We start from the raw sequence: 25,802 nt of genomic DNA on the forward strand, positions 1-25,802 counted from the left end.
CCTCAGAGCAACCGCGCGATCATCGCCGCGGCGCGCGCCGCGCCATCCGTCTCGACGTCGCGGTACGACACCGGACGGTCGATCTCCTCGGCCATGGCCGCGGCGAGCGCCTCGGGCGACAGGTCGGCGTACTCCATGAACCGTCCGGCGCCGTAGCGGTCGAGGCGGGCGCGCACGTGGAAGCGCTGCTCGAAGTGCTCCTGCAGGGGCACGTAGATGAACGGCACCTTCGCGGCGGTGAGCTCCATCGTGGTCGTGAGCCCGCCCTGCACGATCGCGAGGTCGCACGCCGTGAGGTGCTCGTGCAGGTTCGGCACGTAGGCCCGGTACTCCACCCCGGGCACCTGCGGCAGGCTCGCGGGATCGATGCGCGGCCCGGTGACGACGATCATCCGCATGCCCGGGATGGCCCGGTGCGCCGCCTCGGCGGCCTCGACGATGCGACGCAGCAGCGAGACCCCGACCCCGGACCCGCCGACCGCGGCGATGACCACGCGCTCGTCGGGCCGGTACCCGAGGCGCTCGCGCAGCTCGGCCCGCTCGCCGAGCGCGGCGGGGTCGAATCCGGTGATGTAGCCCGAGAAGTCGAAGTGCGCCTCAGTCCAGTCGCGGATCCTCGGGAGCCCGGGCCCGAACGTGTGCGGCACGATGTCGTCGGCCGATCCGACGAACACCGCCGCGTCGCGGATCCGGCCGTAGCGCTCGACGTGCTCGATCATCTCGCGGTTGTAGTCGGCGGCGACCTCGGCCTCGCGCGGACCCCGGGACTCGATCGGGAGGTAGCCGACGAAGTCGGTCATCCAGGCGAGCGCGCCGCGCTTGAGGTTCGGGTTCTCGAACAGGAAGTGATCGACGTCCCACGCCTCGTCGGCGATGACGAGGTCGTACTCGCCCGAGGCGGCGACCTCGTCGAACACCATGAAGTTGTGGAGCAGGATCTCGTCCATGTTGCGGATCGACTGGAACACCGCGAGGTGGTGGTCGCCGCTCTCGTGCTCGATGTGCGACGACTCGCTCGCGAGCGCGGCGGATGCCGGGTGCAGGCGCTCGCCCGCGACGTCCAGCACCCGGGTCACCGGGTCCTGCGCGAGCCAGTCGATGCGGGCCTCGGGGTGCAGCGCGCGCAGCTCCTGCGCGATCGCGAGGTCGCGCCGGGCGTGGCCCAGCCCGATCGGCGACGAGAGGTAGAGCACCTTCTTCTCGCGGCCCGGCCCGACCCACCACGTCTCCTCGGGTCGCCTCGTGCCGAAGATGCGATCGGCGAAGGCGCGGATCGCGTGGTTCACGCGCACCGGGTAGCGGACCTGCGGCGCGTGGCCGGCGTGCTCGATCGCGAGCAGCTCGGCGCCGGGGACGATCTGCTGCATCACCTGCGACGACCCGAACGAGGTGATCCGATCCTCCGTGCCGTGGATGAGCAGCATCGGGATCTCGAGCGTCTCGAGCCGTTGCCGGAGCTCGTCGACCGTGAGCGCGTCGTAGTCGTCGGTGATCGACCAGGCCAGGACGTCGGGCTGCTGGTCGAGGCCCCACTCCACGAGGTCGTCCCACGCCTTCGTGGAGTGCGGGTCGGAGGCGACGCGTGACATGAAGAACTCGACGAAGTCGGGCCAGTCGCGCTGCCAGTAGTCGAAGTCGAACTTCGCCCAGCCCTCGGGCACCGGGTTCGTCTCGGGGTGGTACCGCGCAGCGGGGTCCCGTTCCGGCAGCGGCACGATCCAGGGGTGGTGGCCCGCGATCGAGACCATGCCGCGGACCCGGTCGGGATGCATCGCCGCGACGTTGATCGCGATCTCGCCGCCCATCGAGAAGCCGACGATGACGGCCGACTCCGTCCCGGTCGCATCGAGCACGGCGATGGCATCGGCGACACGGTGGCCGAAGCTGTACCGCGCAGGATCGAGCGGGCGGGAGGATCGCCCCGCCCCGACGGCGTCGTAGCTCAGCACGCGGAAGTGGCGAGCGAGGTAGGGCAGCTGCATCTTCCACGCGCGCTCGTGCACGAGCTCCCAGGTCGGGAGGAGGAGGATCGTCGGCCCGGCCTCGCCGTAGGCCGCGTAGTGGATGGTCGCACCGGCGCGCTCGAGGTCGCCCTCCGCCGTGGGGACCGCGGCCTCCATCAGGCGACCGCCTTCTCCATCGCCCGCTCGCCGGCCTCGATGAGGGTGCCGATCGCGCGCAGCGACTCGCGCAGCGGGAGTTCGTCCTCGTGGCCCGAGAGGATCAGGAGCTCGGCGCCGATGAAGGCGGCCGACGTCAGGGCCACCACCTGGTCGATGCTGAGCGGTCCGAACGAGAAGCCCTGGTCGGCGTGCCGGCGTGCGGCGGTCGTGAGCACCTCGGACCAGCCGTGGATGATGTCGTGGACGCGCTCGCCGATGAGCTCGTTCGACAGGCCGGCGGCCATCATCTCGAGCAGCACGCGGACGTATCCGGACGCGAGGTCGTCGTCGAGGTAGTCGCACGCGGTGGCCCACTGCTGCGACAGCGGCTCGTCCTCCGCGTACATCGCGCCCTGCCGCTCGAGCAGCTGCGCGTTCTCGGCGTCGAGCATGCTCAGCACGAGCAGCTCCTTCGACCCGAAGTGGTAGTGGATCTGCGAGAGCGGCACGCCCGCGAGGTCGGCGACCTTGCGCGTGGACAGGGCGGCGTACCCGTGCTCGACGACCAGGCGGCGCGTGGCGTCGAGGATGCTGGCGACGGTGGTGGTGGTCGGCACGATTGCCTCTCCCTTGTTTCGTTCGGTCGATCGACCGATTTCACGATCGAAGGTACTCCGCGGACGGCGCCCCGTCAAGCATCCGGCCGGGATCCCCCGGAGGTGGTGGCCCGGACACCGGACCCGGGCCGGCCCTGATGACGCCGCACGCCGACCGGAGGACGGTGGGCGCCGAACCGCGATTCCACCCGACGCCCGCACCGGCGCCGGGCACGGGCCGCGCGCCGACCGGAGCATCGACGGAACCGTCGGCGGACCCTGATCCACCGATGCGCCGCCCCTGGCTCCGACCTCACCGATACAACGACCTCGCAGGAGAGGACAGGGAAGATGGCAGACTCAGTCGTCCGCAACGAGTACGGCGAAGTGGTGTTCGTCCAGCGACCGAGCGCACCGGGGGCTCGAGCCCTCGTACCGAACGCCACGGCGCAGCAGGTCGCCGACTACTACCTCCGCACGATGCCGGAGGAGATCGGGCTCGCCGACGCGCGCCTCGTCGACACCGACGAGGCGCCGCGCGGCACCGCGGGCCGCGCCCCGGCGCTCGAGTTCGCGACCGAACGCGAGATCGCCGGGAATCCGGTCGTGGTGTACCGCCAGACCGCCATGGGCCTCGAGGTCTTCGGCGCGACCGTCGGATTCCAGATCGACGGTCGCACGATGGAGCTCGAGTCCACGCAGTCCTCGGCCCACGGCTCGGTCGAGATCGAGAATCCCGAGGCGCTCCAGCCCGCGGGCGAGACGCGCAAGGTGACCAAGCCCGCGCTGCGCAAGCACCTCGGGTTCGACCTGCCGAACCTCGCCGACGCCCGAATCGAGCGCCAGGTCGTCTACCGGTACGAGCCCGACGAACGCGAGGAGCACGAGGAGGGCGCCTGCATCGGCGGACCCGGCCTGGAGATCCCGCACCTGAAGCCCACGACGATCGACGGCCTCGCGAAGGGCCAGCACTACGTCGTCGACGAGATCCTGTTCCGCGCCTCGCTCGAATCGGGACAGGCCCCCGTGAACTGGCGCGCGCTCGTGGAGCCCGAGAGCGGCGACGTCCTGTACCTGCGCCCGCTCGTGGCCGCCGCGACCGGGCTCGTCTTCCATCAGGACCCGCAGACGCAGAACGGCACGGCGATCACCGCGGCCGCGAGCGACGCGCAGCTGAACCCGTTCCGCACGTCGCACGCGATGGCCGGCATCGCGCCCGCGACGCCCCAGCCGCTCACGGGGAACTTCGTCCGCGTGGCCGACACCCAGTCGCCGGCCGCCGCGCCGCCCACGATCGCGATGTCGACCGGCCAGTTCGGCTTCGCCGTCCGGAGCGACGAGTTCGCCGCGACCTGCGCGTACTACAACTGCGATCGGCTCTTCCGGACGATGCAGGACTTCGGGTTCAACGTGGGCTCCTACTTCGGCGGCACGACCTTCCCGGTCCCCGTCGACCACCGCGCGCTCGGCGACGCGATCAACGCGCAGGCACCCGGCAACGCGACCGGCACCGGACTCCTCGAGCTCCGGTTCGGCCGGATGATGCCCGGGCAGCCCGTCGGCATCGCGACCTCCAACCGCGTCGCGTGGCACGAGTTCGGACACGGCCTGCTGTGGGACCACGTCTCGAGCCCGAACTTCGGGTTCGCGCACTCCGCGGGCGACGGGCTGGCCGCCATCCTCAACGACCCGGATTCGCAGTCAGCCGACCGGTTCGACACCTTCCCGTGGGTCCACGCGGGGCTTCCCGGGCTCGATCGGCGCCACGACCGCAGCATCGCCTCGGGGTGGGCATGGTTCGGTCCGAACTGGAACACCCAGTACGGCGGAGAGCAGGTGCTCTCGACCACGCTGTTCCGCATCTACCGCGCCATCGGCGGCGATGCCGGCAACGTCGTCACGCGACGCCGCGCCGCCGAGACCACGGCGTTCCTCGTGTTCAAGGCCATCGGGCAGATGACCGCGATGACGCCGTTCCCGGAGGTGTTCGAGGGCCAGCTCGAGACCGCCGACCGGACGACGCCGACGTTCAAGGGCATCGCCGGCGGCGCGCTGCACAAGGTCGCCCGGTGGGCGTTCGAGAAGCAGGGGCTCTTCCAGCCCGGCGCCGCGCCGGGGCAGCCGAACACCGTCAGCACCGAGGGCCTGCCGCCCGACGTGGACGTCTACATCGACGACGGCCGCGCCGGTGAGTACCAGTACCAGGCCAACCACTGGTCGTGCCAGGACATGTGGGTGCGTCGCTCCGCCGACGGCGGCACGACGCACGAGCAGCCGATCGTGGGCGCGACGAACTACATGTACGTGCGGGTCAAGAACCGCGGCACGCACACGGCGGACGAGGTCCGGGTGGACGCGTACCACGCCCTCCCCGGGGCGGGCCTGACCTTCCCGGGCGACTGGACGCCGATGACGACGGCGACGCTCCCCGGAGCCTCGATCCCGTCCGGCGGCAGCACCGTCGTCGGACCGTTCGCCTTCGTGCCGACGCAGGTCGGACACGAGTGCCTCCTCGCCGTCGCGCACGCTGCGGGCGACCCGGGCAACGACACGACGATCACCGGGCCGATCCCGGAGCACCGGCTCGTGCCGTTCGACAACAACATCGGTCAGCGCAACGTCAGCCCGGTGCACCCGAGCGTCCGCGGTCTCATGAAGCTGCTGCACAAGCACGTGATCTGGGTGCGCAACCCGTTCCGCCGCGTCGTCACGGCGCGAGTGGAGGTCGAGCTGCCGCGGTTCATGCGCGAGCTCGGATGGGAGCTCGAGGTCCGCTCCGACGACGGCCCGAAGTTCGAGCTCGGGCCGCGAGAGCGGCGCGAGGTCGTGCTCTCGATCCGCCCCGGTCGACACCTCGACCCGGCTGCCGTCAAGCGCGCGATCGCGAAGGGCGACCACGAGATCGCCGTGCCGATCTTCCTCGACGACGACCTGGTCGGCGGCATGAGCTACCGCCTGTCGTTCGACGCGGACCCCGGTCAGCGCCCGTTCCCGAAGCCGGAGAAGCCCGGTCGGCCAGACACGCCGCACCGCCCGCAGAAGCCGTCATGGCCGCGCGGGGCGGTGGACGACGGCGACCGGTTCGACGCCGATGAGGACGCCGCGGCGGCGGACCGCACCACCATCGACGAGGTCCTCGACCTGCTCGGCTCGGGCGGCGCGACCGGCAACCGCCGGATCCGCACGGTCCGGATGGAGTTCGACCTCGAGGAGGACGAGGACTGATCGCTCGCGGGCGGCGGGGCCGACGGCTCCGCCGCCCGCGACCCTCGTCGCGTCTCGTCTCGTCAGGAGCAGATCATGCAGCCCATCACCCGCGCCATCGTCGTGCTCGACCACACGGCCGGCACGCTGCGCGACACCGACGGCCGACTCGTCGGGCTCGACCTCACCGCCCCGGCCGAGGACGCCCTCTCCAGGGCCGCGGCCGACGGGGTCGAGCTGACCCTCGCCGTACCCGTTTCCCGCGCCGCCGGCGTCGACGACGCCCTCCCGCGCACCCTCCGCGGCCTGCCGATCGTGCCGATCCGTCCGCTGCGCCACGGCGTCGCCCGCGGTGCCCTCCGTGCGGCCGGCCACGCGGCCGCAGGGAGGACCGCGCTCGTCAGTGCCGACCGCGCCCTCCGCGGCGAGGCGGCGACGGCCGGCCTCATGCCCGTCGCGCACCCCGCGCTCCTGCCGCTGCTCGCCCGCGGCGCGGAGCCGCGCCCCGCGCGCGTCTCTGGCGCGCGCGCGGGCCTCGAGCGCCTCACTGCCCGCGGCGACGTCGTGCCGATGCACGTGCAGCCGACTCCCGGCGGCTCGGACTGGGCCGTGATCGGCCTGTTCACCGACGACCGGCTGGGCGAGGCCGCCGAGCTCGGCCTCGCGGTCCGACCGCTGGAGTACGACGCCTCGACCCACGACCTGGTGTGGCTGCGGCCCGAGGGCGACGGCGGCGCCCGCGCCGCCGTCGACCCCCACCGCGTGCTCTACGCCGAATCGGGCCAGGTCCTCGTCGCGCTGGCGCCCGACGAGGACGTCGAGTCCCTGCAGGTGCACGGACGGCACGGCCACACCGAGTTCCTCGCCCCGGACCCGGGCCTGCTCCGGCCGCCATCGAGCGGGGAGCCCGTGCTCGAGGCCGACCCCGAGCGGCTGCCGTCGGAGATCTTCGAACCCGTGCGCATCGACCCGGTGCTGCGCCGACTGATCCGCTGGACCCGGCCGCGCTGCGGCGACGTGACGGCGCACTACGGCGCCGACCTCGACCGCTACACGGGCGTGGCGCCACTCGACGCGGCGGGACCGATCGTCTCGCGGCACGTCGCGCACCCCGACAACGCGCGGGTGCAGTCGCAGTTGCTCGCCGACCTGCGGGCGATGGGCTACTGCGCGTTCCGGCACGACTACGTGCACGGTTCGGCGACCCGCTCGAACATCATCGCCGACCTGCCGGGGACGGGCCTGCTGCGCATCCGCCCCGAGATCGAGCGGCGCATCCGCAGGATCCTCGCCGACCCGCCGCCTCGGCCGCTCGGCGGCGCGCCATCCGATGAGCTCGCCGAGCTCGCGCGGATCGCGTTCCCGAGCGACGCCGACGCGGGCCTGCTGACGCGGATGTCGGATGCCGAGCTGCGCGCCGAACTCGAACGCGTCATCGGCCTCCGGCCCTGGTACCCGTGGTGGCGCCTGCGCTGCCCGACGCCGGGCTGGGGCGCGCGCCTGGTCATCGTGGGCGCGCACCTCGACTCGACCGCGGGCTCCTCGCCCGGCTACGACCCGTATGCCGACGCCGCGCCCGGTCGAGACGACAACGCGTCGGGGCTCGCCGCCGTGCTGTCGCTCGCGAGGTACTTCACCCGGTTCGCCGGCCGCCTCACGCACACCGTGCGCTTCTGCTTCTTCAACTCGGAGGAGCAGGGACTGGTGGGATCGAAGGCGTACGCCGGCCAGCTGAAGGCCATGGGCGCGCCGATCGAGGCAGTGATCTGCACCGACATGATGGGCTGGAACTCCGACGCGAACCGGATCTTCGAGGTGCACGCCGGCTACACCGACCCGGCCGTGCGCGACCTGGGGCTGCCGATCGCCACGGAGGTCGCCGACGCCGCCGCGAGCTACGGCACCCTCGCCCCGGCGCAGGTCTACCGCGGCACGAGCCAGTCCGGATCCTCGGACCGGACCGCGACGGATGGCGCCATCAACCGGTCGGACCACGCGGCCTTCCACCAGCAGGGCTGGGGAGCGGTGCTGGTCAGCGAGGACTTCTTCGCGAACCTGCCGACCGAGCCGGCCGCCGACCCGAATCCGAACTACCACCGCACGACCGACCAGGTCACCGACACCGCGTACTCGCGCGACATCGTGTGCGCGGTCGCGCGCGCGGTCATCCGGCTGGCGGCGTGACCTGCGGGCCCGACGGACCGCGCCGCGCCGCGGCGCGGTCGGTCAGGCCGGCAGCGCCGACTCGACCCAGGACCGCAGCTGTGCGGCGGGCACCGCCCCGACCTGCCGCGAGACCTCCGCGCCGTCGCGATACAGGAGCAGCGTCGGGATCGCGGTCACCCGGTGCCGGCTCGACACGACCGGGGAACGGTCCGCGTCGACCTTGACGACCTTGAGTCGCCCGGCGAGTTCGCGCGAGAGCTGCTCGACGACCGGCGCGATCGCACGGCAGGGGCCGCACCACACCGCCCAGACGTCGACCAGCACGAGCATCCGGCTCGCGACGGCGTCGTCGAAGCTCAGGTCGTCGGCCTCGACGAGCCAGGGCAGGTCGGCGTGGCAGTTCGAGCATCGCACGCGCCCCCGGCCGGTGAAGGGGGTGCGGTTGCGAGTGCCGCACGCCGGGCAGGCGACGACCGTGCCCGGCCGTCCGGCCGAGCCCGAGGGTCGAGCCTGCGCCTGCGTCACGCCCGCGCATCCTCCAGGTGCGGAGCGCCGCGGCTGAGCACCTTCACGACGAGGTCGTGCCGTCGGAGCGCACGCAGCGTGCGTGCGACCTCCTCGGCCGAGCGCCCGAGCGCGCGCTCGTTCGCGACGACGAGCACGTCGCCCGAGCGAAGGGTCGCGAACAGGCGGCCGAGGCGCTGCTCCCATGACTCGGGCATGTCGGGCATCGGGTGCTTGAAGTCGAGGATGTCGACGCCGAACCGGGCGAGGTCGCCGCGCTGCTCGACGATCGACGGCATGTCGTCGCGGGCGACGACGAGGCCCACGAGTCGCGAGCCCTCGGGTCGCGCCTTCCACCAGTCGTGGTTCTGCTGCAGCTCCTCGAAGCACTCCGGGCAGCCGATCGCGTGGTGTCCCGGCGAATGCATGCCGCCGGCGGCATCCGTCGTCGCATCCATCTGCTGCTCAGCCATGTCGATCACCCTCGGTCGGCTCGGTCCCACGTCGTCTCCATTCTCGCCGACGCTGGCCGGTGCCGCACGTCCGGCTCCCGACCAGGCCCTTCCCCTCCCCCGCGGCCGGGCGTAGCCTGCGACGGATGGCGCGCAATCCCGACATCCCGGCCGAGTTCGACGTGTACACGCTCGTCGTGCTGCGACGACCGGCCGACGCGCCTGCGCTCCCGGACGACGAGCTCGACGACCTGCAGGCCCGGCACCTCGCCTACCGCGCCGAGCTGCGCCGCGACGGCGTCCTGGTGGCGAACGGCCCGTTCGACCGGCAGAGCGACCCGACCCAGCGCGGGATGTCGATCTTCGCGTGCGACCTCGCGGAGGCCGTACGGCTGACCGAGGCGGACCCGTCGGTCGTCGCGGGGCGGCTCGCCTACGACGTCACGGAGTGGTGGGTCGCGGCGGGCACGCTCGCGTTCCCGCGGGCGGGGCGGCCCGTGGGCGACCGGCGGGAGATGCCGGAGGCCTGAACCGGCCGCGCGCCGCCCCTCGGACGTCGTGACGACGGCCCGGAATCCGATGTCCCATCCGATCCGCCTCCCGCTCCGAACCCCACCACGACGGCGACGACACGTCGCCGCGGGCGCGGACCCGACGCCCACGTCATCGAGGAGGACGACATGAGGAACGCAACCCGGATCATCGCCGCGACCACCGCGAGCATCGCGCTGGCGTTCGGCGGCGCGAGCGCCGCCTTCGCGGGGCACGACGACAACCCATCCGCCAAGGTCGCGAGCTACTCGTACGCGCTCGACGCGGTCCAGCCCGCGTCGGTGCCCGACAGCCGGGCCTCGGGCGCGACCCGCGTCAAGGCGCTGCCGAACGGCAAGCTGCAGGTCACGGTCGAGGCGTGGGGGCTCTCGCCGAACCTGCCGCACGCGATGCACCTGCACGGCGTGCCGGGCGACGCGACCGACCTGGGCTGCCCGACGCCCGCGGCCGCCGGTGACGACGGCGTCGTCACGGTGCTCGACGGTGCGCCGTTCTACGGCGGCATCCTGACCTCGCTGACCTCGGTCGGCGACACGTCGCCGTCGAGCGCGCTCGCGCTCGACCGCTTCGCCATGTCCGACGCGAACGGCTACCTGTCCTTCCAGCGCACGTTCACCGACGCCGCCGGCTACGCCGACGCGGGCACGGTGCAGGTGGTCGTGCACGGCATCGACTTCGACGGCAACGGCATGTACGCGTTCAACGACGCCGACCCGTTCTCGAGCCGGTCGTCGTCGCTCGGCGCGGGCATCCCGCTCGAGGCGACCGTGCCGGTGCTCTGCGGCGGCATCGCGAACTGACGCCGGGGCGCCGCGATCGCGCGGTCCATCGACGGCGGATGCCGCGGGGAGGGGGATCCCCGCGGCATCCGCGTCGTCGCACCGGGCCCAGCGCGGCTCAGCGCGCCTCGGCGGGCGCCCGGTCCGGCTCGGTCTCGGCCGGCGACGCCGCCTCGTGCACGCCGTGCACCGGATGGCTCCGCTCGAGCGCGGCGCCCTCCACGTCGACGTCGGGGAGGATGCGGTCGAGCCACGTCGGCAGCCACCAGGCGGAACGCCCGAGCAGGTGCATGATCGCGGGCGTCAGGAGCATGCGGACGATGAAGGCGTCGAAGAGCACGCCGATCGCGAGGCCGAACCCGAGCGGGCGGACCATCGTCAGGTGCGAGAAGACGAACCCGCCGAACACCGCGGTCATGATGATGGCAGCCGCGGTCACGACCGCACGCCCGTTCCGCATGCCGGCGACGACGGCCGTGCGCGCGGGCGCGCCGTGCACGTACGCCTCCCGCATGCCCGAGACGAGGTAGAGCTGGTAGTCCATCGCGAGCCCGAACAGCACGCCCATCACGATGATCGGCGCGAAGTTCAGCACGGGGCCGGGGTCGTGCACCCCGAAGACGGGCCCCAGCCATCCCCACTGGAAGATGGCGACGACGGCGCCGAACGCGGCGAACAGCGAGAGCACGAACCCGGCCGTCGCGACGAGCGGCACCAGGATCGACCGGAACACCAGGACCAGGATGACCAGCGAGAGCCCCACCACGAGCGCCAGGTAGACCGGAAGGACGCCCGCGAGCTTCTCCGAGATGTCGATGTCGCCGCTGGCCTGCCCGGCCACGCCGAGCTCGACCTCGCCGTCCAGGCCCGCGACCTCGCCCGCGAGCGGTGAGCGGTCGCGGAGGTCGTGCACGAGCTGCTCCGTCGATTCGCTCGACGGGCCGTCGACCGGCACGACCTGGAAGGCGAGGAAGTCGCCGTCGTCCGAGACGCCCACGGGGGCCACGCCCACGATGTCGGGCTCCTCGAGCAGCCGCTCCGCGAGGTCGGCCTGGACGCCGACGACGTCCGCCTCGTCGACCGCGTCCGGCAGGTCGAACGTGACGAGGAGCGGCCCGTTCTGGCCGGCGCCGAACGCGTCGGCCACGGCCGTGTAGGCGCGGTACTGCGTCGAGTCCGTCGCCTCGGACGAGCCGTCGGGAAGGCCGAGTCGCATCGACAGCGCCGGGATCGCCACGATCAGCAGGGCGACGATCGCGAGGCCGGCTCGCAGGAGCGCACGGCCGGTGCGCATGGGCGTGAGCTCGGGACGCGCGTGCGCCTCGTGGCCGATCGCCGCGCGCGCCCGCCGGTTCACGATCCTGATCCCGATGAGGCCGAGCACGGCGGGCGTGAACGAGACGGCCAGCAGCACGGCGACGAGCACGCACGCGGCGCCGACGGTGCCCATGACGCCGAGGAACGGGATGCCGGTGACGTTCAGCGCGAGCAGCGCGACGAGGACCGTCGAGCCGGCGAACACGACGGCGTTGCCCGAGGTGCCGTTGGCGAGCGCGATCGACTCGCGGAGGTCCATGCCCGCGAGCACCTGGCGCCGATGCCGGTTCATGATGAACAGCGCGTAGTCGATGCCCACCGCGAGGCCCAGCATCACGCCCAGGACCGGCGTCACCGACGACATGTCCACCACGCCCGAGAGGGCGAGCGACCCGGCCACGCCGACGCCGACGCCGACGATCGACGAGACGACCGGCATGACGGCCGGAAGCAGCGCCCGGAACATGACGATGAGCACCACGAGGGCCAGGAGCACGCCCGCGATCTCGCCGGGGCCGACGAGGCCGTCGATGCTCGCGGCGATCTCGGTCGAGTAGTCGATCCGCACGCCCTCGATCCCGGCGCCGTCGAGCTCGGCGGCGACCGCGGCCTTCACCTCGTCGGGCAGCGTGAACAGGTCGTCCTCGAACATGACCGCACCGGTCGCGGTGGCGCCGTCGGCGGAGACGGTGCGGATGCCCGACGCGGCGTCGACGAGTCGCTGCGCGTCCTCGAACTGCTCCCGCTGGCCCGGCAGGTCGGCGGCTGCGGCGTCGAGCTCCGCGCGCCGCGCGTCGAGTTCCGCGCGGCTGGCGTCGAGCTCGGCCTGCTGGGCGGCGAACTGCGGCTCGGCGACGACGTAGGTGCCGTCGGCCTGCGCTTGCGCGACCGCCGCGTCGAGCTGCGCCTGGCCGGCGTCGAGCTGCGCGGCGCCGGCGTCCAGCTGCGCGGCACCGTCTGCGATCCGGCCCTCGGCGCCGTCGAGCTGCGCGGCACCGTCCGTGAGCTCCTGCGCTCGGTCGGCGCGCTCGGCTGCGGCGGCGAAGGGATCGACGACGTCCTCGACTCCGTCGAGTGCGGCGATCCCGTCGAGGAGACGGCCGACCTGCTGTTCCTGCGCGTCGGTGAACGGCTCGGCGTCGTCGGTCCGGAACACCACGGTGCCCGTGGCGCCGGCCAGCCCGTCGAGCTCCTCGGTCAGCCGGTCGGTGACGCGCTCGGTCTCGGTGCCCGGGATGCTCATGCTCGTGGTCAGCGTGCCGCCGAAGGCGGCGAAGGCGCCGCCGGCGAGCGCGAGCACGGCGAGCCAGCCGACGATCACGGTCCAGGATCGCCTGGCGGCGAACCTGCCGAGGCGGTAGAGGAGTTCGGCCATGCCGGGCCGCCTTTCGGGTCGCGTGGGTGGGTGCGGCACGCCGTCGGGCCGAAGCAAGGATAACCGACGAGTGTCGGATTTCCGACATCCGTCGGTTATCCACCGTTCCGGTCCGCCGGGCTGGCAGACTCGTCGCGTGGACGTCCGGGTCGAGCGCACGCGACGCGCCCTGCAGGAGGCGCTGTTCGCGCTCGCGCGCGAGCGCCCGCTCGAGGCGGTCACGATCGCCGACCTCGTCGCTCGGGCCGGCGTCAACCGCAGCAGCTTCTACCAGCACTACTCCGACAAGGAGACGCTGCTGGCCGACGCGCTCGACGCCGCCGCGGAGCGGGCCGGCGCGAACCTCCCCGAACTCGACGCCCCGCTCGACGAACCGCCGCGCGCCCTCTACGACTACCTCGCCCACTTCGACGAGAACGCCGAGATCTACCGACGCGTCCTCGGCCCGCAGGGATCCGCGGTCGTCGTCTCGCGGCTGCGGGCCGGCATCGAGGCCGTCGTCGTGGACGGGCTGGCCCGGTCGGGGACCAGGGTCTCCGACGACCTCCCCATCGACGTGCTCGCGGCGGGGATCGCCGGGTCCGCGCTGGGCGTGATCCAGTCCTGGCTCGCCCGCGACCCCCGGCCGTCCGTCGAGACGGCGGCCGACTGGCTGTGGCGCGTGCTGCTCGGCCCGGGCGGCGCGTGGGAACTGCCGGAGGGTGGCGCCCGGCCCGCGCGCCTGCAAGGGTGAACCTGACCGAAGCCGACGGCCACCGAGGGGGGCGACGCCGATGTCGAAGAGGGTCACGCCGAAGAACTTCGTCCGCGCCGAGACCGCCCGCTACTTCGCGGCGCAGGCCGCGCGCGCCCCGGTCAACGCGTGGCATCACGAGCGCGAGCCCGTCACGAGGGAGAACCAGGTCGCCCTCCGCTCGAACGTCGACCTGCTGCACTCGTTCGCGCTCGTCGACGTGACCGAGCCGGCGACCGTGTCGGTCCCGCCGTCCGACACGTACCAGGTCGCGCAGGTCATCGACGAGCAGCACTACACGGTCGCGGTCCTCTCGCCCGGCGAGTCCGCGACGATCCGCGACGCCGACCTCTCCAGTGGCACGCACGTCTTCGTGCTGGCCCGCACCGCCCTCGCGGACGGCCCGACCCGGGCGCACGAGCTGCAGGACCGGCTCGGCATCGCGGCGTCCGCCGCCGAACCCTACCGTCCGGCGAACTGGGACGACGAGAGCCGTCGCGCGGTCGGCGCGCGACTCGAGCGCCGCGCCGCCGACCTCGACCTCGGCCTCGCCTTCGGCACCCCCGCCTCGACCGTCCGCGACCACCACCTGCTGGGCACGCGTCTCGGATGGGGCGGCCTGCCGCCGCAGCACGCACAGTACTTCCAGGGCACCGCCGTGAGCAGCGGATGCGACATCTGGACGTTCGAGGTCCCGCCGGTCGACGTCGACCGCCACGGCTTCTACTCGGTGGCCAAGTACGACGAGAACGGATGGCTCGACGTCGTGCACCCGGCCATCGCGTCGCCGGAGTTCACCCGGAACGGGGACGGCACGATCAGCGTCTACTTCGGCGATGCGAACTGCGTCGGCGGCGGCAACCGCATCGAGACCGCCGAGGGGCAGACGTTCTTCTACGCGATGCGCCTGTACCGGCCGCTCGACGTGGGCTCGGCGAGGGACTACGTCGACGGCCTGCGCCGGCGCGGGATCACCCGCGTGCTCACCTGACCGTCCGCGCTGCGACCGTCGAGCCCACCGTCGGAGGGCGCGTGCACGGGACTCACGGTTCGAGGCCGTAGTCTCATCTCACCCCACACGCCCTTCGAGAGGAGCATCCCTGCCATGAGCGGTGCCGCTGCCCTGGACACGACGTCCCTCGACGTCTTCGACCGTCGCGAGTCGGAGGTCCGCGGATACGTCCGCGCCTTCCCGACCGTCTTCGACCGGGCCTCGGGCTCGACCCTCGTCGACGCCGACGGCCGCGAGTACCTCGACTTCTTCGCCGGCGCCGGCGTCCTGAACTACGGGCACAACAACCCCGCGTTCACCCGGGCGATCATCGAGTACCTCGAGCGCGACGGCATCATCCACGGCCTCGACATGGCGACCAGCGCCAAGCGCGCGTTCATCGAGGCGTTCGAGCGCCTCGTGCTCGCCCCCCGCGGCCTCGACCACAAGCTGCAGTTCACGGGCCCGACCGGCGCGAACGCCGTCGAAGCGGCCCTGAAGGTCGCCCGCCAGGCCACGGGCCGCTCGAACGTCGTCGCGTTCACGAACGCGTTCCACGGGCTCAGCCTCGGCTCGCTCGCCGCGACCGGCAACAGCCACTACCGCGAGGCGGCCGGCGTCGCCCTCGGCGACATCACGCGCCTGCCCTTCGACGGCTACCTCGGCGCGGGCGTCGACACGCTCGACCTGTTCGAGAAGATGCTCGACGACCCGGGCTCGGGCCTCGACCTGCCCGCCGCGGTGATCGTGGAGGCCGTGCAGGGCGAGGGCGGCATCAACGTCGCGAGCCCCGCGTGGCTCCAGCGCCTGCGCCGGATCACCGCCGAGCGCGGCATCCTGCTCGTCCTCGACGAGATCCAGGCCGGGGTCGGCCGCACCGGCGCGTTCTTCGCCTTCGAGGAGTCGGGCATCGTCCCCGACATCGTGACCGTGTCGAAGTCGATCTCGGGCTCGGGCCTGCCCATGTCGCTCGTGCTGCTGCGCCCCGAGGTGGATGTCTGGAAGCCCGGCGCGCACACGGGCACCTTCCGCGGCAACAACCTCGCCTTCGTCTCCGCGCGCGTCGCGCTCGAGACGTACTGGGCCGACTCCGCCTTCACCGAGGGCGTCGCCGCGAAGTCGGCGCTGCTGCGCGCCGAGCTCGAGCGGATCGCGGACGAGTACCCGGAGCTCGGCTTCGTGGTCCGCGGCCGCGGCCTCATGTACGGCATCGCGTGCGACGCCGACCGCGCGCTCGCGGGCCGCATCTCGAAGGCCGCGTTCGCCCGGGGTCTCATCATCGAGACCTCCGGCGCCCACGACGAGGTCCTGAAGTTCCTGCCGGCACTCACGATCACCGAGGACGAGCTGCGCCACGGGCTCGCGATCGTGCGCGAGAGTCTCGCCGAGATGCTCGCGGGCTGAGGCGCGCTCACGTCGGGCCGGGCGCGGGTTCCGCGTCCGGCCCTCGGCGTGTTCAGGACCGCCCGCCGAGCGCGCGCACGAGTTCGTCGCGCGCCACCGCGTACTGCGGAGTGCCGAAGTAGTCCGGGGCGTCGTGCGTCGCGACGCTCCACAGGTACCGCCCTGGTGCGGTCTCGGTGGCCCCCCGATCGACCGGGTTGCCGTCGCCGCGGTATCCGTAGACCGGGAATCCGAGGAAGTCGGTGCGGCGCCACAGGTTGCGCCAGCGCGGGACGTCGCGTCCGGATGCCCCGAGGATGCCCGTCAGGGTGAGGTCCGCACCCTGCGCCGGCTCGGGCACCGGACCCGCGAACTCGCGGAGGACCTGCCTGCTCCACGGGTCCGACGCCCACAGCGACGGCCCGAACGCGCCGGGAACCCCGAGGGCCTCGGGACCGAAGACGGATGGGAAGAAGCGGCTGAAGTAGCCGCGCAGCTGGCTCCCGTACGACAGCAGCGCGACCCGGTCGACCACCTCGGTGCCGGCCATCGGCCCCTCCGTCAACGACTCGCCCCGGAGCGCGAGGATGGTCGCCGCCGCGATCGTCGAGCCCATCGAGTGCGCCGAGAGGATGACGCCACGATCCCGGCCGGCATCCGCCTCGTCGAGCCAGCCCTGGATCCGCGTCGAGAGCTCCGGGACGACCCGCTCGCCGTAGCAGGGCGGTGCGAACGGGTGACCCGCACGCGGGAAGAACGACACGACGTCCCAGAACACGCCGAGCGGGCGCTCGCTGCTCGCGGTGGCGTGCACGACCACCGCGGCCACGGCCGCGACCGCGACCCCCGCCAGCACCGTGACCGACGCGGACCGGAGCACGCCGGGCAGGGCCGGGTCGATCAGGCTGGCGAGCCGGTGGCACCACTCGTACACCGCCGCCGACGACAGGCTGAGGAAGCCGACGGCGGCGAGGACGGCGAGCCATCCGAAGAGCGGCTCGCCCCGGTGCAGGAGCTGGGAGCTGCGGCGGACCTCGGCGCGGCGCCGCACCCGGCCCGTCGGATGCGCCAGTCGCTCGGGATACTCCTCGGGGTCCGGGACCACGACGCCGCCGAGCCGCGTCGCGGACTGCACCTCGTCGTCGGAGCCGGTGTCGCCGGTGCGCACGGGAGCCGCCGACGAACCGCGGCCCTGCTCGAGCGGCGGGAGCGAGAACCGCACGAAGCGTCGGAAGTTCCATCCCACCGCGGCGAGCAGGACGATGATCATGAGCACGACGATCACGGTCAGCACCACGGCGAAGCGCTCGTAGGCGTCCGGGATGTCCCATTCGGCGGGAGTGGGACCCACGGCGGGCTCCCGGAAGATCCCGCTGGTGGCCGGCGAGTCGGTGGACGTGCCGAGCCACGACGCGACCCCGAGGACGAGCAGGCTCGACAGCGCCATCGCGGCGAAGAGCGCGAGGAGCATCGCGACGGCGGCGCCCTGTCCGCGCCAGGCCTGCCGTCGATGCGTGCCGGGCGTGGACCATGAGACGGCGAGGTGCACGAGGATGCTCGCGACGGCGACGCCGATCGCCCACCACGCCTCGACGCGCGGGTGGTGACTGGCGAGCAGCATCGCCCCGCCGACCACGAGCAGGACGGCGCTGATCGCCCGGCGGGTCCGCGACCGGGACTTCCAGCCGACCCCGGCGAGGGCGAGGAAGAGGGCGAGGACGATCAGGATGATCGGCGTGGCGATCAGGCCCACGAAGTGCGTCCCTCCCTGCTCTCCGGTCGGCTCGCGGGCGGCGGTCCAGATCAGCCAGCCGGCATAGCCCGCGATGGATGCCACGAGCGCGACGAGGGCCAGTGCCCGCTTCACGACGGTCTCGCGGCTGCTGCTCACGTGCGAGGCGAGGATGATCAGCACGACGATGCCCGCCATCAGGAGCATGCCCGCGATGCCGACGACCGCCGGAACGGGGTGGTCCGCGATGATGCCGGCCCAGTCGAGGTCCAGCGTCGTGATCCCGCCCGGAAAGCACTCGGTGCCCTTCGACGCGCAGACGTCGTCGATCGCGAGGAGGATGAGCACGAGCAGGATCGAGGCGGCCAGGTGCAGCCGTTCCGAGGTCGGCCCGACGCGTGCCACCGACCAGAATCCGCGCGTCGCCAACAGGGGCCGGCCCGCCTCCGGCGGCGGATCGCCGAGCCCGGCGCCGAAGGTCTTGAGCCGTTCCTCGAAGCGCACCCGGCCGCGCCGTCCGATGAGGTAGAGCACCAGCATCGCGGCGACCGGCAGCAGGCCGAAGAGCGCGGCACGACTGTCGCGCTCGAGGCCGAGGAGCGCGTCGAACCATCCGGGCAGCGCGGCGCAGACGTGCGCGCCGTCCCGGAAGCACTGGATGGCGACGAGGTCGATCGCGACCGAGCAGAACGCTGCGACGGTGATCAGCGTGAGCACCAGTCCGAAGACCCGGACGGTCGCCGCGCCGGCCGAACCGTTCCACTTCTTCGCGCCCGCGCTCTCCTGGGCGTCGATGCGCCGCGTCCAGTACGCGAGGTTCGCCAAGGCGTAGGGCAGCAGCAGGAACCATCCCACGTGCACCGCAGCGCGGCCGATCACGGCCAGCGCGCCACCGCCGGCGCGCGCCTGGGCGCCCCAGGAGAACGCCTCGACGCTCTGGATGCCGTCCTGTGGATGGTCGTCGTCGCGTCGCCAGAACGAGCCGAGCTCGTCTCCGGTGCGCCGCCGCACCTGCTCGGGCGCGGCGCCGAGCATCTGGGCCGGCGGGGAGTTCTTGACCCCGTGGATCCGGAGTTCCAGGATCTCCGGCCCTTGGACGGCGGTGCGGATGGAGCTGAACAGGCGTGCCATGACCCCTCCCCCAGAGGGCGACCGGCTCCGCCGTGCGCCGCGGCGGCCGGGCCGCGATCTGGGGCGATGGTATCGCCGCCCGCGTGGCGTCGGTGCCCCCCGGATGAGGGCACCTCCCTCAGCCCTGCGGGCCGGACCGCGGCGCGGGTCGATCGAGGTACTGCTTGAAGCCGACGTGCGTGGCGGCGAAGCCGAGCCGCTCGTAGAACCGGTGCGCGTCCTCGCGCCGGGCGTCGGAGGTCAGCTGCACGAGCCGAGCGCCGCGCTGCCGGGCATGCGCGATCGCCCACTCGAGCATCGCCGTGCCGACGCCCAGCCCTCGCGCGGACTCCGCGACGCGGACGGCCTCTACCTGCATGCGCGTGGCTCCGCCCCGTGAGAGGCCGGGGATCAACGTGAGCTGCATCGTGCCGACCAGCCGGCCGTGCGCGTCGTCCACGGCGACGAGCAGCTGGGCGGGGTCGCCGTCGATGGCGGCGAACGCGTTCCGGTACCCGGCGAGGTCGGCCTCGGTGGACCCGAACTCGGCGGCCCGCAGCGCGTCCGCGGCGATGAGGGCGACGAGCCCGTCGAGATCGGCCGCCACGGCGCGGCGGAGCGTGAAGGTCGAACCGGATGCCTCGAGCGTCGCCAGGGTCACCCGGTCACCCTGCCACATCCACGGGTCACCAGGTCTGCGCGACGATCGCCCGCGCGACGGCCTCGGCGTGCGGTCCCTCGATCCAGTACAGCGAGCCGGGAACGGCGAGGACGGCGCTGCGGCCCGCCTTGTCGACGTGGTCCTCGAGCCAGGCCGAGACCGGATGGTCCGCCGGGACGTCGGCCATCTCGATCGGCGAGAAGGCGACGTCGGCGTCGGGCGCCGCGAACCGGTCGACGAGCGCGTCGAAGCCGCGGGCGGTCGTGACCCGGTCGTCGAACCCCGTCCCGGTCGAGACCGTGCAGGTGAACACGCCGGCGCGCAGCGCGACGGCCTCGGCGAACGAGGTCGCGGGCGCCGTCGGCCGGCTCACGACCACGTCGTCGACCGTGGCCTCCGCCGCCGACGCGAGACCCTGCGGCGCCAGTCCGCCTCGGCACTCGGGGCGGCCGTCGCCCGCGCCCGCGCCCGACTCGATGACGTGGTCCTCCCCCGCGGCGGCGATGGCCGTGAACGCCGCGAGGGCCGCTGCGTCGAGCGACTCGATGACCCGATCCGCGCCGACGCCGTCGTAGCGCCCGCCGTCCGCCGCGAGCCCGGCCGCGCGGAGCTCGACGAGCACCCAGTCGTCGCCGGCCGGCGCCGAGTACGTCCAGCCGAGGTCACCGGCCTCGAACGACGCGTCGACGTCGCCGATCCGACGCACGTCCGGCGACGGGTCAGGGCCGTACGTGGCGAGCGGCACCCAGTCGTCGGCGGCGCCGGGCAGCACCGCGATGCGCAGGTAGGCCCAGTCGCCGGGGGCGGCGGACTCGGGCATGCCGGCGCCGACGCGCCAGGAGCAGGCCAGCCCTCCCACGCCCTCGAGCAGGACGGCCTCGAGCGCGGCCGAATCCTGCGTCGCGCGGACGGGCGCGGCCGGCGCGGCGGCAGACCCCTGCAGCGCCGCGGCGACGACCTCGGCCGGCACCACGTCATCGCAGTCGAGGGATCCGGACGGCACCGGTTCCGCGACGGCGGCACCGGCCGGGGACGCCGGCGGGGTCGCCGACGGAGCCGTTCCCGCCGTGGTCGAGCAGGCGGCGAGGACCAGGGCGGTCAGGGTGGCCGTCGCAACGCGGACGGCGGCGTTCGGGCGCATGGTGCGGACCATACCCGGCCACGCGTTCGACGGCCTCGGGGTGCGCACCGAGCCGCCCGGTTACGGTCGCGCGCCCGGACAGGGGTCCCGACGGTTCCGGAATGGGGGTGGTCCGGAGGATGCTGTGCAGGGGTGCACGCCGCACGCCGCGGCATCCGTCCCGCCGTGGCGGGGCGACCCGGCACGCCGGCCCGATCCGAACCGATCCGAACCGCAAGGAGACGCCATGTCGTTCCAGGCCTACCTCGACAACATCGAGGCGAAGACCGGGCTCACGCCCCGTCAGTTCATCGCACTCGCCGGGGAACGGGGCTTCGGCCCCGGCACCAAGGCGACGCCCATCGTGCAGTGGCTCGCCGACGACTACGGACTCGGCCGCGGGCACGCGATGGCCCTGGTCCACGTCATCACCAAGGGTCCTGGGATCAGCACGAAGCACGTCGACAGCGACGGCGTGCACCGCGACGCGACCGACACCCTCTGGCTCGACGGCGCGGCAACCGACCCCAACCGGTGACCCCGGAGAAAGGAAGCACCATGACCGCCGGGAACGCACCCGTCGACCGATCCGCGGCCGCCGCGCTGTGGGAGGAGTACCGCGCCGAGCGACCGGATCGGGCGCTCGACCCGGAACCGCCGAGCGTCGAGGTGTTCGGCGACCACCCCGCCCTCACCGACGAACTGCTCGGGCTGGTGCTCGACGGCACGAAACGCGCCACCGCTTCGCTGGTCGCCGAGTTCCGGGACGAGGGCCAGGCGCTGCCGCGCATCGGGAGCCACTGGATCGCCTGCGATTCGGCCGGCCGGCCTCGCGTGATCCTGCGGAGCACCGAGCTGCGGATCGGGCCGTTCTCGAGCGTCGACGCCGCGTTCGCCTCCGACGAGGGCGAAGACGACCGCACGCTCGACTCCTGGCGGGACAACCATCGTCGCTACTGGCAGCGGATCTGCCCGGAGATCGGGATCGACTGGCACGAGGGCCTCGACGTCGTCTTCGAACGCTTCGAGGTAGCGTGGCCGCCGGACGCCGACCGACGAGAGGAGCCGACCGAGTGAGCCGCTTCGCCGAGCGCGTGGACGCGACGACGATCGACCAGCTGCGCGCCACGGGCGCGACCAAGTGGTCCGACCCCGACACGATCGGCGCGTTCGTCGCCGAGATGGACTTCGGCATCGACCCTCGCATCACGGCGGCGCTGCACCAGGCCGTCGACGAGGGCGGGTTCGGCTACATGCCCGCACGCCTGCGTGCCGAGCTGTCGGAGACCACGGCCGCCTACCTGGGACGGCGTTCCGGATGGCGCGTCGCGCCAGAGGACGTCCGGCCCGTCCCCGACGTCATCACCGCGCTCGAGCTCGCGATGGCACACCTCGCCGCCCCGGGCACCAAGGTCATCGTGCCCACGCCGGCGTACATGCCGTTCCTCATGGTGCCGCCCATGCGCGGTCGCGAGGTGATCGAGGTCCCGCTCGCCGTCGGCGCCGACGGTCGCCACCGCTTCGACCTCGACGCGCTCCAGCGCGCGTTCGACGACGGCGGGCAGCTCCTGCTGCTCTGCAACCCGTACAACCCGGTCGGCCGGGTGTTCACGCGTGAGGAGCTGGCCGAGGTCGCCGAGCTCGTCGAGCGCAACGGCGGCCGCGTGTTCGCCGACGAGATCTGGGCGCCGCTCGTCTACGAGGGCGCGCGTCACGTTCCGTACGCCACCGTCTCGGAGGCCGCCGCCGAACACTCGATCACCGCGATCAGCGCGTCGAAGGCGTGGAACCTGCCCGGCCTGAAGTGCGCCCAGCTCGTCCTCACGAGCGATCGCGACCGCGCGACCTGGGAGCGCATCGGGCCCTTCGCCGGTCACGGGACGAGCAACCTGGGCGCGGTCGCGACGATCGCCGCCTACGGCGCCGACGACCGCTGGCTCGACGACGTCGTGCCGTACCTCCAGGGCAATCGCGACCGGCTGCTCGACCTCGTGGCGGAGGAACTGCCCGGGGTGCGCATGACGGCACCCGAGGGCACGTACGTCGGATGGCTCGACCTCGCCGGCACGCACGCCGGCCCCGACCCGGCGGGCTGGTTCGCCCGCGAGGCCGGCGTCGCGCTCACCGACGGGCGGATGTGCGGCGACGTCGGCGCCGGTGCCGCGCGGTTGATCTTCGCGACGCCGCGTCCGATCCTCGAGCGGCTCGTCCGCGAGATGGGGTCGGCACTCCGCGGCGCGGCGGCCGCCGAGGCGGCGGCATGAGCATCGTCGTGCGGTCGGCCTCCGTGTTCGAGGATGTCGCCGCCGTCCTCGGCCCGACGCGGCCGGACGCCACGGTGTGCTTCTGCCTGAGCTACCGGCTCCGCTCGTCGGCCGAGAATCGCGCCCTGCGCGGCCCCGCACGCGGCGAGCGCGTGCGCGAGCTGTGCGGGCAGGAGCCGCCGCCCGGGGTGCTGGCGTACGACGGCGACGACCCCGTCGGCTGGGCGGCGATCCATCCGCGCGCCGACACGTCCTTCGCGACGAACCGGCGGATCCCCCACGTCGACGAACTCGACGCGTGGGCGCTGTGGTGCCTCCGGGTGCGTCCCGGGCACCGCGGGGAGGGCATCGTGCACCACCTCGTCGCGGGAGCCGTCGACTTCGCGCGCGAGCGCGGCGCCCCCGTGGTCGAGGCCTACCCCGTCGACAGCCGCGGGGAGAAGGTCGACCTCACCATGGCGTACGTCGGCACGCGCTCGGTGTTCGAGCGCGCCGGGTTCACGCTCGCCGGCGAGACGAGCTCGGTGCTGAACGGGTTCCCCCGGGTGCTCATGCGACTCGACCTTCGCTGAGCGATCGGTTCGCGGTCGCCGAAGCCCGGCCGGATCGGGCAGGATCGAGGCATGCGCGAAGACGGATCGATGACGGATGTCGCCCTCGCCGTCGACATCGGCGGCACGAAGGTCGACGCCGCGCTGGTCGACGCCCGAGGCGAGCTCGTCCCCGGCAGCCGGCATCGGGCACCGACCGGTGCCGGCCAGACCCCGGACACGTTCGCGAGCGCGATCGCGTCGGTGTGCGAGGAGGCGGTCGCGTCGCTCGCGCCCGGCGCCCGGCTGGTGGGGGTCGGCATCGGAACCGCGGGTCCGCTGCGCGGCGACGGTACGCACGTGTCGCCGCTGAACATGCCGGGCATCCGCGACCTGCCGCTCGTCCCCGCCGTCGAGCGCTTCGCCGGCGGCGCACCCGTGCGGGTCGCGCTCGACGGCACGTGCATCACGCTCGCCGAGGCGCGGTTCGGCGCCCTGCGCGGCGTGCGCAACGGCATCGCGATGGTCGTGTCGACGGGGATCGGGGGCGGCCTCGTCCTCGACGGCCGCGTCGTGCGGGGCGAGACCGGCAACGCCGGCCACGTCGGACAGGCGTGGGTGCGCCGGCCCGATCCCGACCTGCCGGTCCAGGCGACCGTCGAGGCCGTGGCGTCGGGCCCAGCGACCGTGCGATGGGCGAACGCGCACGGCTGGGAGGGCGTCGACGGACTCGCCCTGGCCATGGCGGCGCGCGAGGGCGACCCCGTGGCGCGTCGGGCCGTGCGTCGCTCGGCCACCGCGGTCGGCCAGGCGATCGCCTCCTTCGCCGCGCTGCTCGACGTGACGACGGTGGCGATCGGCGGCGGGTTCTCCCGCGTCTCCGAGGACTACCTCTCGCTCGTGGAGGCCGCCGCCCACGGCGCCGCGCTGCTCCCCGCCGCGCACGAGGTGCGAGTGGTCCCCGCGGAGCTCGGCGACGACGCCCCGCTGGTCGGGGCCGGCCTGCTCGCGCTCGACGGCTGATCCCGGCCGACGCGGGCGGCGGTCGGGTCAGGCCGGCTCGACGCCGCCCTCGAACGCGGCCGGACCGTCGCCGACCGCGAGCGCGGCCTCGATGCGCCGCCGGTGCTCGTCGGCCACCTCGCCGAGGTCGCCGGGGTCGTGCCATCCGAGGTCGGTCATCTCGCCGTCCACGGGTGCCGGCTCGCCCTCGATCCAGCGGCACCGGAACGTGAGGTCGAGGTAGTCGGCCCGGTCGCCGTTCGCGTACGTGACCCGGGGCACCTGGTGCACCCCGGCCAGCCGCTCGACGCCGATGGCGACCCCGGCCTCCTCCATCGCCTCGCGCGCGGCCGCGACCGCCGGTTCCTCGCCCGGGTCGACGATGCCGGTGATGGGCGTGAGCGCGCCCGTGTCGGAGCGGCGGCCGAGCAGCACGCGCCCCTCGCGGAGGATGACCGCGGTCACGCCGACGAGCGGGAGCGGCTCGGTGCCCACGTGCCGACGGAGTTCGAGGATGAAGTCGGGCGTCGGCATGCGATCAGACTACGCCGCGACCCGGCGGCCGCGGCCCGCCGGGTCGCGACGCGGCGGGTCGCGACGCGGCGGGAGCGAACGCCGCCGGGCGTCGACCGTTCGTCGCGTTCCGACGACCGTTCGTCGCACGGCCCCTTCCGTTCGACGCCGTTCATGCGCTAGGTTCGGATTTCCAACCGAACGATCGGTCGGGAATTCTGTACCGGCGCACCACCCCCGCGCCGCACCCCCGTCACACCCTGCACAGAACAACGGAGTTCGCATGACTGCAACCGTCCAGGATCCGACGCGCACCGGGCGCATGACCAGCGAGGAGCGCAAGGTCCTCGCCGGGACGCTCGTGGGCACGTCGATCGAGTGGTACGACTTCTTCATCTACGCGCAGGCCGCCGGCCTGGTGCTCGCGCCGCTCTTCCTCGCCCCCCTCGCCGAATCCAACGCGACGCTCGCCCAGGTGCTGGCCTTCGCGACGATCGGCATCTCGTTCCTGTTCCGCCCGCTCGGCGCGGTGGTCGCCGGCTGGCTCGGCGACAAGCTCGGCCGCAAGCGGATGCTCGTCTTCACGCTCATCCTCATGGGCCTGTCGACGTCGCTCATCGGCTTCCTGCCCACGTACGCCGCGATCGGCATCGCGGCACCGATCCTGCTCATCACGCTCCGCATCCTGCAGGGCTTCTCCGCCGGCGGCGAGTGGG

Annotated in this window: 22 protein-coding genes; 13 read left to right on the plus strand and 9 right to left on the minus strand. The window is 73.3% G+C overall.

Translation table 11 applies throughout. The features are described from left to right. Positions 1–2: 2 nt before the first annotated feature. Together ABME01_RS09525 and ABME01_RS09530 are read right to left on the minus strand one after the other, a co-directional pair. A complete protein-coding gene (locus ABME01_RS09525) occupies positions 3–2,120 on the minus strand; it encodes an alpha/beta hydrolase (protein WP_353828161.1) in 2,118 nt (705 codons plus the stop codon). Beyond that, on the minus strand, positions 2,120–2,719 hold the full coding sequence (locus ABME01_RS09530; protein ID WP_353828162.1) for a TetR/AcrR family transcriptional regulator: 600 nt from the start codon (positions 2,717–2,719) through the stop codon (positions 2,120–2,122). Before ABME01_RS09530 ends, ABME01_RS09525 begins: the two co-directional genes overlap by 1 nt. A gap of 330 nt (positions 2,720–3,049) precedes the next feature. Between ABME01_RS09530 and ABME01_RS09535 the strand changes: the two genes are divergently transcribed. Then, positions 3,050–5,923 carry a hypothetical protein gene (locus tag ABME01_RS09535; protein WP_353828163.1) on the plus strand — a complete coding sequence of 958 codons (2,874 nt, stop codon included), beginning with the start codon at positions 3,050–3,052 and terminating at the stop codon, positions 5,921–5,923. Between the two features lie 75 nt (positions 5,924–5,998). Next, complete coding sequence (locus ABME01_RS09540; protein WP_353828164.1) at positions 5,999–8,086, plus strand: M28 family metallopeptidase; 2,088 nt, start codon at positions 5,999–6,001, stop codon at positions 8,084–8,086. Between the two features lie 42 nt (positions 8,087–8,128). On the opposite strand, the gene trxA is transcribed toward ABME01_RS09540, so the two are convergent. After that, the gene (gene trxA / locus ABME01_RS09545) at positions 8,129–8,593 is read right to left on the minus strand and encodes a thioredoxin (RefSeq protein WP_353828165.1); all 465 of its coding nucleotides are present in this window, start codon (positions 8,591–8,593) and stop codon (positions 8,129–8,131) included. Then, positions 8,590–9,045: a recombinase family protein gene (locus ABME01_RS09550; protein ID WP_353828166.1), complete on the minus strand. Its 456-nt coding sequence runs from the start codon at positions 9,043–9,045 to the stop codon at positions 8,590–8,592. Before ABME01_RS09550 ends, trxA begins: the two co-directional genes overlap by 4 nt. A 125-nt stretch (positions 9,046–9,170) precedes the next feature. Between ABME01_RS09550 and ABME01_RS09555 the strand changes: the two genes are divergently transcribed. Further along, entirely contained in the window at positions 9,171–9,554 is a 384-nt protein-coding gene (locus tag ABME01_RS09555) for a YciI family protein (protein WP_353828167.1), read from the plus strand. A gap of 150 nt (positions 9,555–9,704) precedes the next feature. After that, positions 9,705–10,376, plus strand: a complete 672-nt coding sequence (locus tag ABME01_RS09560; RefSeq protein WP_353828168.1) for a hypothetical protein — start codon at positions 9,705–9,707, stop codon at positions 10,374–10,376. 97 nt (positions 10,377–10,473) lie between these two features. On the opposite strand, the gene ABME01_RS09565 is transcribed toward ABME01_RS09560, so the two are convergent. Beyond that, on the minus strand, positions 10,474–13,047 hold the full coding sequence (locus ABME01_RS09565) for an MMPL family transporter (RefSeq protein WP_353828169.1): 2,574 nt from the start codon (positions 13,045–13,047) through the stop codon (positions 10,474–10,476). Positions 13,048–13,183: 136 nt separating this feature from the next. Here ABME01_RS09565 and ABME01_RS09570 point away from each other — a divergent pair, with 136 nt between their 5' ends. From ABME01_RS09570 to ectB, 3 genes are all read left to right on the plus strand, one after another. Then, positions 13,184–13,780: a TetR/AcrR family transcriptional regulator gene (locus ABME01_RS09570; protein ID WP_353828170.1), complete on the plus strand. Its 597-nt coding sequence runs from the start codon at positions 13,184–13,186 to the stop codon at positions 13,778–13,780. Positions 13,781–13,820: 40 nt separating this feature from the next. Further along, the gene (locus ABME01_RS09575) at positions 13,821–14,771 is read left to right on the plus strand and encodes a DUF1254 domain-containing protein (RefSeq protein WP_353828171.1); all 951 of its coding nucleotides are present in this window, start codon (positions 13,821–13,823) and stop codon (positions 14,769–14,771) included. Between the two features lie 114 nt (positions 14,772–14,885). After that, entirely contained in the window at positions 14,886–16,175 is a 1,290-nt protein-coding gene (gene ectB / locus ABME01_RS09580; RefSeq protein WP_353828172.1) for a diaminobutyrate--2-oxoglutarate transaminase, read from the plus strand. A 52-nt stretch (positions 16,176–16,227) separates the two neighbouring features. Here ectB and ABME01_RS09585 read toward each other — a convergent pair whose 3' ends face one another. From ABME01_RS09585 to ABME01_RS09595, 3 genes are all read right to left on the minus strand, one after another. After that, a complete protein-coding gene (locus tag ABME01_RS09585; protein ID WP_353828173.1) occupies positions 16,228–19,017 on the minus strand; it encodes a hypothetical protein in 2,790 nt (929 codons plus the stop codon). A gap of 118 nt (positions 19,018–19,135) precedes the next feature. Then, positions 19,136–19,657 carry a GNAT family N-acetyltransferase gene (locus ABME01_RS09590; RefSeq protein WP_353828174.1) on the minus strand — a complete coding sequence of 174 codons (522 nt, stop codon included), beginning with the start codon at positions 19,655–19,657 and terminating at the stop codon, positions 19,136–19,138. 25 nt (positions 19,658–19,682) lie between these two features. Beyond that, positions 19,683–20,798, minus strand: a complete 1,116-nt coding sequence (locus ABME01_RS09595; RefSeq protein WP_353828175.1) for a hypothetical protein — start codon at positions 20,796–20,798, stop codon at positions 19,683–19,685. Positions 20,799–21,024: 226 nt separating this feature from the next. Here ABME01_RS09595 and ABME01_RS09600 point away from each other — a divergent pair, with 226 nt between their 5' ends. The 5 genes from ABME01_RS09600 to ABME01_RS09620 are packed head-to-tail and all read left to right on the plus strand — an operon-like array spanning position 21,025 to position 24,594. Further along, positions 21,025–21,315, plus strand: a complete 291-nt coding sequence (locus ABME01_RS09600) for a DUF4287 domain-containing protein (protein ID WP_353828176.1) — start codon at positions 21,025–21,027, stop codon at positions 21,313–21,315. 20 nt (positions 21,316–21,335) lie between these two features. Further along, complete coding sequence (locus ABME01_RS09605; protein WP_353828177.1) at positions 21,336–21,854, plus strand: ASCH domain-containing protein; 519 nt, start codon at positions 21,336–21,338, stop codon at positions 21,852–21,854. Next, on the plus strand, positions 21,851–23,041 hold the full coding sequence (locus ABME01_RS09610; RefSeq protein ID WP_353828178.1) for a MalY/PatB family protein: 1,191 nt from the start codon (positions 21,851–21,853) through the stop codon (positions 23,039–23,041). The genes ABME01_RS09605 and ABME01_RS09610 overlap by 4 nt, the downstream gene beginning before the upstream one ends. Next, positions 23,038–23,613, plus strand: a complete 576-nt coding sequence (locus ABME01_RS09615; protein WP_353828179.1) for a GNAT family N-acetyltransferase — start codon at positions 23,038–23,040, stop codon at positions 23,611–23,613. The genes ABME01_RS09610 and ABME01_RS09615 overlap by 4 nt, the downstream gene beginning before the upstream one ends. 51 nt (positions 23,614–23,664) lie before the next feature. Then, a complete protein-coding gene (locus tag ABME01_RS09620) occupies positions 23,665–24,594 on the plus strand; it encodes an ROK family protein (RefSeq protein WP_353828180.1) in 930 nt (309 codons plus the stop codon). A gap of 27 nt (positions 24,595–24,621) precedes the next feature. On the opposite strand, the gene ABME01_RS09625 is transcribed toward ABME01_RS09620, so the two are convergent. Then, a complete protein-coding gene (locus tag ABME01_RS09625) occupies positions 24,622–25,107 on the minus strand; it encodes an NUDIX hydrolase (protein WP_353828181.1) in 486 nt (161 codons plus the stop codon). 262 nt (positions 25,108–25,369) lie between these two features. Between ABME01_RS09625 and ABME01_RS09630 the strand changes: the two genes are divergently transcribed. Beyond that, positions 25,370–25,802, plus strand: a 433-nt coding sequence (locus tag ABME01_RS09630; protein WP_353828182.1) for an MFS transporter, incomplete at its 3' end; no start/stop codon positions are given.

It is taken from the genome of Agromyces litoreus (assembly GCF_040496015.1).
In the GTDB taxonomy this organism is placed as follows: Bacteria; Actinomycetota; Actinomycetes; order Actinomycetales; family Microbacteriaceae; genus Agromyces; species Agromyces litoreus.

Bases quoted from the DNA above. Each gene is read 5' to 3' on its own strand.
- ABME01_RS09525 (WP_353828161.1), bottom strand. From the start codon at position 2,120: ATGGAGGCCGCGGTCCCCACGGCGGAGGGCGACCTCGAGCGCGCCGGT.
- ABME01_RS09535 (WP_353828163.1), top strand. From the start codon at position 3,050: ATGGCAGACTCAGTCGTCCGCAACGAGTACGGCGAAGTGGTGTTCGTC.
- ABME01_RS09540 (WP_353828164.1), top strand. From the start codon at position 5,999: ATGCAGCCCATCACCCGCGCCATCGTCGTGCTCGACCACACGGCCGGC.
- ABME01_RS09550 (WP_353828166.1), bottom strand. From the start codon at position 9,045: ATGGCTGAGCAGCAGATGGATGCGACGACGGATGCCGCCGGCGGCATG.
- ABME01_RS09555 (WP_353828167.1), top strand. From the start codon at position 9,171: ATGGCGCGCAATCCCGACATCCCGGCCGAGTTCGACGTGTACACGCTC.
- ABME01_RS09560 (WP_353828168.1), top strand. From the start codon at position 9,705: ATGAGGAACGCAACCCGGATCATCGCCGCGACCACCGCGAGCATCGCG.
- ABME01_RS09565 (WP_353828169.1), bottom strand. From the start codon at position 13,047: ATGGCCGAACTCCTCTACCGCCTCGGCAGGTTCGCCGCCAGGCGATCC.
- ABME01_RS09575 (WP_353828171.1), top strand. From the start codon at position 13,821: ATGTCGAAGAGGGTCACGCCGAAGAACTTCGTCCGCGCCGAGACCGCC.
- ectB (WP_353828172.1), top strand. From the start codon at position 14,886: ATGAGCGGTGCCGCTGCCCTGGACACGACGTCCCTCGACGTCTTCGAC.
- ABME01_RS09585 (WP_353828173.1), bottom strand. From the start codon at position 19,017: ATGGCACGCCTGTTCAGCTCCATCCGCACCGCCGTCCAAGGGCCGGAG.
- ABME01_RS09595 (WP_353828175.1), bottom strand. From the start codon at position 20,798: ATGCGCCCGAACGCCGCCGTCCGCGTTGCGACGGCCACCCTGACCGCC.
- ABME01_RS09600 (WP_353828176.1), top strand. From the start codon at position 21,025: ATGTCGTTCCAGGCCTACCTCGACAACATCGAGGCGAAGACCGGGCTC.
- ABME01_RS09605 (WP_353828177.1), top strand. From the start codon at position 21,336: ATGACCGCCGGGAACGCACCCGTCGACCGATCCGCGGCCGCCGCGCTG.
- ABME01_RS09615 (WP_353828179.1), top strand. From the start codon at position 23,038: ATGAGCATCGTCGTGCGGTCGGCCTCCGTGTTCGAGGATGTCGCCGCC.
- ABME01_RS09620 (WP_353828180.1), top strand. From the start codon at position 23,665: ATGCGCGAAGACGGATCGATGACGGATGTCGCCCTCGCCGTCGACATC.
- ABME01_RS09625 (WP_353828181.1), bottom strand. From the start codon at position 25,107: ATGCCGACGCCCGACTTCATCCTCGAACTCCGTCGGCACGTGGGCACC.